General features: G+C 47.0%; 5 protein-coding genes and 1 riboswitch. Of the genes, 2 read left to right on the forward strand and 3 right to left on the reverse strand.

Going from position 1 to position 7,431, the window contains the following annotated elements; all coding sequences use genetic code 11:
* Positions 1–75 precede the first annotated feature (75 nt).
* From ACMA1I_RS22290 to ACMA1I_RS22300, 3 genes are read right to left on the reverse strand one after another with little or no spacing between them, the layout of a single operon-like run.
* Positions 76–1,326, reverse strand: a complete 1,251-nt coding sequence (locus ACMA1I_RS22290; protein ID WP_337070704.1) for a homoserine dehydrogenase — start codon at positions 1,324–1,326, stop codon at positions 76–78.
* A complete protein-coding gene (metX, locus tag ACMA1I_RS22295; RefSeq protein WP_337070705.1) occupies positions 1,307–2,365 on the reverse strand; it encodes a homoserine O-acetyltransferase MetX in 1,059 nt (352 codons plus the stop codon). Before metX ends, ACMA1I_RS22290 begins: the two co-directional genes overlap by 20 nt.
* A 10-nt stretch (positions 2,366–2,375) precedes the next feature.
* Positions 2,376–3,704 (reverse strand): O-acetylhomoserine aminocarboxypropyltransferase/cysteine synthase, encoded by a 1,329-nt coding sequence (locus ACMA1I_RS22300; RefSeq protein ID WP_337070706.1) that lies wholly within the window; start codon positions 3,702–3,704, stop codon positions 2,376–2,378.
* A 266-nt stretch (positions 3,705–3,970) separates the two neighbouring features.
* A riboswitch (SAM riboswitch) is annotated at positions 3,971–4,078 on the reverse strand.
* A gap of 697 nt (positions 4,079–4,775) precedes the next feature.
* Here ACMA1I_RS22300 and ACMA1I_RS22305 point away from each other — a divergent pair.
* Both ACMA1I_RS22305 and ACMA1I_RS22310 read left to right on the forward strand, forming a co-directional pair.
* Complete coding sequence (locus ACMA1I_RS22305) at positions 4,776–5,714, forward strand: phosphoribosylaminoimidazolesuccinocarboxamide synthase (protein WP_337070708.1); 939 nt, start codon at positions 4,776–4,778, stop codon at positions 5,712–5,714.
* Positions 5,715–5,775: 61 nt separating this feature from the next.
* Complete coding sequence (locus ACMA1I_RS22310; RefSeq protein WP_147920874.1) at positions 5,776–6,153, forward strand: STAS domain-containing protein; 378 nt, start codon at positions 5,776–5,778, stop codon at positions 6,151–6,153.
* Positions 6,154–7,431 lie beyond the last annotated feature (1,278 nt).

Genomic DNA, 7,431 nt, shown 5'->3' on the forward strand with positions numbered 1-7,431 from the left:
AAGGTAAAACGCTTGTTAGTAAAGGATTACTAACTACATTTTACCTTTATCAAGAATGGTATCTTTTAATGAAAGCTATACGAAAGACAAGTATCGCTCGGTGGAGGCTGCCAAAAGTTCTTCTTTGTTTAAGCCTATTGGTAAGCTTGCCACAAAAATTCCTGCTTTTTCTATCACTTCTTGGTGCTTGCGCAGTTCACTAACAGAAATAGAGCAAATAACTTGCACTTGGTGGGTGGCATCGGTTAGCGACAGCACTTCCTGTAAAGGCAGATTTTCTAACAAAGCGGCTTCTGCGGCCCGTATGTAAAGGTTCACGACTTCGGTCTCTCCCCTTCCTGCTGTTGCTGTTTGTTTTTTGGAGTAACTGTATCTAAAACCTGAGAGGGCGGCAGCCACATCGGCCCATACAGCAGACCCAGTAGGATGGCTTCCGGCTCCGCGTCCTTTCAAAAACTGTGTTCCGGCAAACTCAGCCTCTACCTGCACCCCATTAAACTCGGCATCTACCGTAAATAACTCATTTCCCGACAGCACAAAGGCAGGTAGTACCTGCAGCCGCAGTTGCTGGCCTGCAGCTTGCTGTGCAGATGCCACTAATTTTATTTTAGCGCCAATGGCCTGTGCCAGCGCCACATCTTCAGCATGAATGTGCTGCATGCCAAAACACAACACCTCCTCCGGATGCACCACTTGTCCAAAAGCATGCGCTGCCACTATGCACAGCTTATTAAGCGCGTCGTTACCCTGCACATCGAGTGTTGGATCGGCTTCGGCAAAGCCAAGTGCCTGTGCCTGCGCCAGCGCCTCCTGGTAGCTAATGCCTTCGTAGTACAGTTTGCTCAGGATGTAATTAGAGGAACCGTTTAAGACGCCGCTCACCTGCTTCAGGGGCTCTGCCCCAAAATAAGAATCGAGCAGGCGCACTATAGGTATGCTGCCACACACAGCTGCTTCGTAAAGCAACACGCCGCCATACTGCTGCTGAAGCTGCAATAACTCTGACAGGTTTTCGGCTACCATTTTTTTGTTAGCCGACACCACTGTTTTACCAGCTTTCAGCAGGTGTCGCACTATTGTTAAAGCTTCGTCTGCATCGCTGATCAATTCAGCAAAAATATCGATGCTCTCGTCGTGCAGCAGTTGATTTGGATCGTAGGAGAAGGCGGATGCTGGCAGGGAGCGTTGTTTGTTTCTGGTTTTTACGCAAATGCTTGCTACTTCCAGACCATACTGCGGGTTAGCCTGAATTATATCATACAAGCCTTGCCCTACACACCCAAATCCAAATATCCCAATTCTTCTCTTATCGTTCCTTATCTTCATATAATAATGCTTCTACAGTTTCGTCTTCGTAAAATTTGTTGATAGAACTGGTAATCTGGTCTGTTTCTACCAGAAAACCATCGTGCCCAAAATCGGACCGGATCAGGGCAAAAGATGATCCGGCTACATGCTCATGTAAAAATTTCTGCTCCTCTACCGGAAACAGCACATCAGTATCTACACCAATAAACAGCGACCTGGCTTTTATCTGGCTCAGCGCTTGTTCGGCGCTGCCCCTTTCACGGGCCACATTGTGCGAATCCATGGCTTTGGAAAGAATCCAGTAGGTGTAAGCATTAAAGCGTTTTGCCAGCTTCTCGCCCTGGTACACCTGGTAAGAGGAGGCGCGGTAGTTGTCGGTAATACTGTTGCCGGGCTCCTGCTGGGTTTTGTCGTAAGAGGCGTAATGGCGATACGATAGCATGGCAATAGAGCGTGCTATTTTCATGCCTTCCAGTCCGGCTGTTTCGGTGTTAGTGGCCCAGGTGGGGTCTAACCGAATGGCCATGCGCTGGCTCTCGTTAAAGGCGATGCCCCAGGCAGAATGACGTGCATTAGAGGCCACATGAATCATACGCTGAAAAACGGATGGGCGCAAAATGGCCCACTCCAGGGCATGTTGCCCGCCCAGGGAGCCGCCTAAAATAGTGTGCACGTGCTCCAGCCCCAACTCCTGCCGCAGCAGCTCGAAAGCAGCTACAATGTCGCGGTTAGTTATAAAAGGGAAGTCATGGAAATAAGGCTTTCCCGTTTCAGGATTAAGCGATAATGGCCCGGTGGAGCCATAGCAGCCGCCAAGCGTATTGGCACATATTATAAACCAGTCAGCAGGGTCATACAATTTACCTTCACCAATAAGACCGCACCACCAGTCGGTAAAATCGGAATTGCCGGTAAGGGCATGGCACACCCATACCACATTGTCGCGCTGTGGGTTCAGCTGGCCATAGGTGGTATAAGCAAGCTCGAAGCCGGGCAAAACGGTGCCCGACTCCAGCCTGAAATCTTGATGGTAATGGTATAGATGGTGCTGTGGCATTCTTATTAGTCTAGTTAGTTACAGGCTCTTCTGCTGTTGCCAGCACTTTTGCAAAAGCCTGCTCAAAATCTGCTTTAATATCCTGAATGTGCTCGATACCGGCAGACACACGCAGCATGGTTGGTTCTACGCCCGCTCCAACTTGTTCTTCGTCAGAAAGCTGCTGGTGCGTGGTAGAGGCCGGATGAATAATCAGTGTTTTGGCATCGCCAACATTGGCCAGGTTGCTTACAAGCTGCAGGCTGTCTACAAATTTCACGGCCTGCTCTTTCGATCCTTTCAGGCGGAAAGAGAAAACTCCTCCGAAACCTCGTTTGAGGTATTTTTTGGCAAGTTCGTGGTAGCTGCTACTCTCCAAGCCTGGATAATTAACCGATTCCACCTGCTCGTGTTGCTCCAGCCACTGCGCCAGTTCCAGTGCATTCTGTACCGTTCTGTCGACACGCAACGACAGTGTTTCGAGGCCCTGCAGCAGCAGGAAAGAGTTGAACGGACTCAAGGCCGGACCAAAATCACGAAGACCCTCTACTCGGGCGCGAATGGCAAAGGCAATGTTTCCAAATGGCCCGTCGGAGCCGAACACTTCCCAGAAATTTAAGCCATGGTACCCTTCTGCCGGCTCAGAGAAAGCTCTGAACTTGCCGTTGCCCCAGTTGTAGTTTCCGCCATCAACAATAACGCCCCCGATGCTGGTTCCGTGGCCGCCGATCCATTTGGTGGCAGACTCCACTACTACATTGGCACCATGCTCCAACGGGCGGAACAGGTAACCTCCTGCCCCAAAGGTATTGTCTACTACAAGCGGCAAGTCGTGCTTGCGGGCAAGTGCGGCGATGGCTTCAAAATCTGGAATGTTAAAGCGTGGGTTGCCTATCGTTTCGAGGTAAATGGCTTTGGTTTTATCATCAATCAGTTTCTCATAGCTCTCTACTTCGTCGTTTTCGGCAAAGCGGGCTTGTATGCCTAAGCGCTTAAACGAAACCTTGAACTGGTTGTAGGTGCCACCATACAGAAATTTAGTGGATACGAAATTATCGCCGGCTTCCAGAATGTTGTTCAGGGCCAGAAACTGCGCCGCCTGACCAGAAGACACGGCCACGGCTGCTACTCCCCCTTCCAGAGCCGCGATGCGTTTTTCGAACACATCGGTGGTAGGGTTCATAATGCGGGTATAGATATTTCCGAACTCCTTCAGGGCAAAGAGGTTGGCGCCATGCTCTGCATTTTTAAAAACGTAGGAGGTTGTTTGGTAAATAGGCACAGCCCTGGAGAGGGTGGTAGGGTCTACTTCCTGGCCAGCGTGCAGCTGTAGGGTTTCGAAGTGTAAGTTATCAGCCATGTATTATGTATCTATTGATTTAAAAGATCAGGAATGAATTTACAAGGTTCTGCAGGTGCGTGTAGTATGTTCAGGAACAGCAGGAGTGTCTGCGGCAGTTAAACTTTATCAAACACGAACGTGGAAAAAATTTAACAACAGCAACAGGTGCCTTGTAGCAGCATTGCTCTTCTGGATGAGAAATGGAAAGCCCTGAACAGATTTTCTGCAGGCGTAAATACAAAATAATACCGTGTTTTCTTGATTCCCTTTTTCATTGCGTTATCAATTTATATTCTTCCGAACTTTTCGGAATCAGGAATTAGCACCTTTACCTTGGCAGTTAGGTTGCTAGAGTTTCACAGAGCCTGTCTCTCCACTCTTCTTTATAAATCAAAATCCTGAAGGGATAATTGACTTGATGTTGCAATATTAAGGGCTGCAACGCGTAAATCCAAAAAAAATATCTCCTTTTTCAGAAATAAGCTTTTTGTCCAGCACCCTTACGCTCACCAAGTTGCAGACCTTTGCTTGCTCTACGGCCTCGTATACCTCTTGCTATAAGGTTGCTTTAGCGCCTGTAACCGCTACAATTTGCTAAGTGAGCCAAGCCCAATTATTATAACAAAAAAGGCCTTCCGGAGAGCTTGGAGGCAAAATGCACTTTAGGCCGACTGGATGCTGAAGCAGCACCGTTTACTCAGAATGACAAGCCTGGGGGCACCTTAGCTAAAAGTGCTCCGGAAAGACTTTTTCATTTTAATAATCAGAAAACCAGGCACTAGAGATCTTTTTTTGGTTGGGGTAAAACTATATGCTCTTATTCCGGTTCTATTTTTGAATTGGCTATTTTCAAGAGTGGTATAAATATCATCCTATCGGGGGTGTTATAAAGAGTAATTATTAATCTTATAATACAACTTATATATATAAAAATATAAAACTAAATATACACCAGCTAGTATAAGATAACCATATAAATCGTGTTGAAACATACGTATCACACCCAGGCAGCACGTTATATTAATACACAATAATTTTCAGACCTATAAAATATACATAACTTTGCCTTTCTACAATCCCGAAAAATTAATGGAGGCTATAAAAGAAACTAACTTCTCCTTTACCGGACAAACTGGGTTTTATAGAGGCAAAGTCCGTGATGTTTATTACTTTAACGACAAGCTGGCTATAATCGCCACCGACCGGATTTCTGCTTTTGATGTGGTACTGCCACGTGCAATCCCTTACAAAGGCCAGGTATTAAACCAGATTGCCAGCCATTTTTTGCAGGCAACAACCGATATTGTTCCGAACTGGGTAATCTCTACCCCGGACCCAAATGTAACAATAGGTCACCACTGCGAACCGTTTAAGGTAGAAATGGTGATTAGAGGTTATTTGGCGGGCCATGCCTGGCGCGAGTACAGGGCCGGCAAGCGACAAGTGTGTGGTGTGCAACTCCCGGATGGCCTGCGTGAAAACGACAAGCTGCCGGAGCCCATTATAACACCTACTACAAAAGCTGACCAGGGCCACGACGAAGACATATCCCGTGAAGATATTTTGAGGTCAGGGCTTGTATCTGAGCAGGATTATCTTAATTTAGAACTTTACACCAGAAAATTATTTGCCCGTGGTACCGAGTTGGCTGCCAAGCAAGGCCTTATTCTGGTAGACACAAAGTATGAGTTCGGAAAAAGCAACGGGCAGGTTTACCTGATCGATGAGATCCATACGCCAGACTCCTCCCGCTATTTTTATAGCGATAGGTACGCAGAACGCCAGGAAAAGGGCGAACCGCAGAAACAACTCTCCAAAGAGTTTGTACGCCAGTGGCTCATTGAGAACGGTTTTCAGGGAAAAGAAGGACAGTCGGTGCCTGATATGACAGATGAAGTAGTAAGCAACATTTCGGAGCGTTATATCGAATTGTTTGAGGTAGTAACTGGTCGCCAGTTCGAGAAAAGAGCGCTAGACAATGCTATAAATAGCATCGAAAATAGTGTAAAAGAAAACATTTTACCCTAACTTACTAAATTTTTAGAGTAGATTTTGGTACATTCGCATTTAAATCTTTACTGCTAGACACATGAAGTACACGATTGATAAAAAAGAGAACTATACTACCATTACGATAGATGAGAAGAAGTTGGATACTTCTATTGCTCCAGACCTGAAGTCTGAGTTTGTGAAGTTGAACGCTGAGGGAATCACGAATCTGATACTGGACATGTCTAATGTAAAATACACAGATTCCTCTGGCCTGAGTTCTATCTTAATTGCCAACAGATTATGCAACTCCACAAACGGCTTGCTGATTTTAACCGGTTTGCAAGACCATGTAATGAAGCTGATCACTATTTCTAAACTGGAGTCGGTGCTGAATATTCTGCCAACTGTAGAAGAGGCTATCGACCGTGTGTTTCTGCACGAGATTGAGCAGGACTTAACTAAAAAAGAAGACTAATCTGTAAAGCCTGCGTGGATTTCGAGCTCAGAATTTTAGGAAGTTCTTCGGCCACTCCATCGGCAAACAGGCACCATACCGCACAGGTATTAACCATCGGCAATCAGTATCACCTGATAGATTGCGGTGAGGGAACACAAATGCAGCTGATGCTTTACAAGATAAAGCATCAGCGCATTTGTAATATCTACATCAGCCACCTCCACGGCGACCACTATTTCGGTCTTGTGAGCTTGCTCTCCACCATGCACCTGAACGGCCGGCAAACTCCTCTACACCTATTTGGCCCTCCCGGCCTTTCTGAAATTCTCACCCTTCAGTTTCGCTACTCCGGCACCAACCTCTGCTTTGACCTTGTATTCAGAGANTCCTCTACACCTATTTGGCCCTCCCGGCCTTTCTGAAATTCTCACCCTTCAGTTTCGCTACTCCGGCACCAACCTCTGCTTTGACCTTGTATTCAGAGAGTTAGACACCCTGGAGCATGAACTTATTTATGAAGATAAGGATATTACCGTGCACACCTTGCCGATGCAGCACAGGGTGCCCTGCTGGGGGTTTCTATTCAGAGAAAAGCCTAAACCACGGCCACTCATTAAAGAGAAGCTGCCAACTTACCTCACGCCCCAACAACTGGTAAGCCTGAAAAAAGGAGAAGACATATACGACCAACACGGCAAACTGCTGCTTCGGAACCAGGACGTAACGCTGGAGCCGAAGGCCCAACGCAGCTACGCCTATTGCTCCGACACACGCTTCAACCCAGAACTGGTCCCTTACCTGCAACACGCAGATTTGCTCTACCACGAAGCCACCTTTACCGACGACTTACGCGACCGAGCGCATTACACCTTTCATAGCACAGCTAAACAGGCAGCCCAAATGGCATTAGCCGCAGAAGTACGGCACTTGCTCCTCGGTCATTTTTCTGTAAGATACAAAGACCTTACCCCCCTGCTACAGGAAGCGCAGGCAATTTTCCCTAAAGCCGATCTTGCCATAGAAGGCAGCATTTTCTGTGTAAGAGAAGGCGCCGTAGAGCCCAATGAGCAACAGCCGGAGGAATAGTAGCTTGCTTTGTTCAGACAGTTGTAGATCTTATTTAGCATTCCTCAATTATTCGAATAAAAACGGCCTTCCTGAGCTAATTAAGCGTGAACTCGGGAATTAAGCCAATGTTCTGGCGAGGTTAAACTTTTTGTTTTTGTGGTCGAGAAAGGTGTAGGCGGTCAGACCTGAGAGGATGTGGACCAGGGCGTTGATGGGGTTTCGGTGGCG

Source organism: Pontibacter sp. 13R65, assembly GCF_047525655.1.
Lineage (GTDB): Bacteria > Bacteroidota > Bacteroidia > Cytophagales > Hymenobacteraceae > Pontibacter.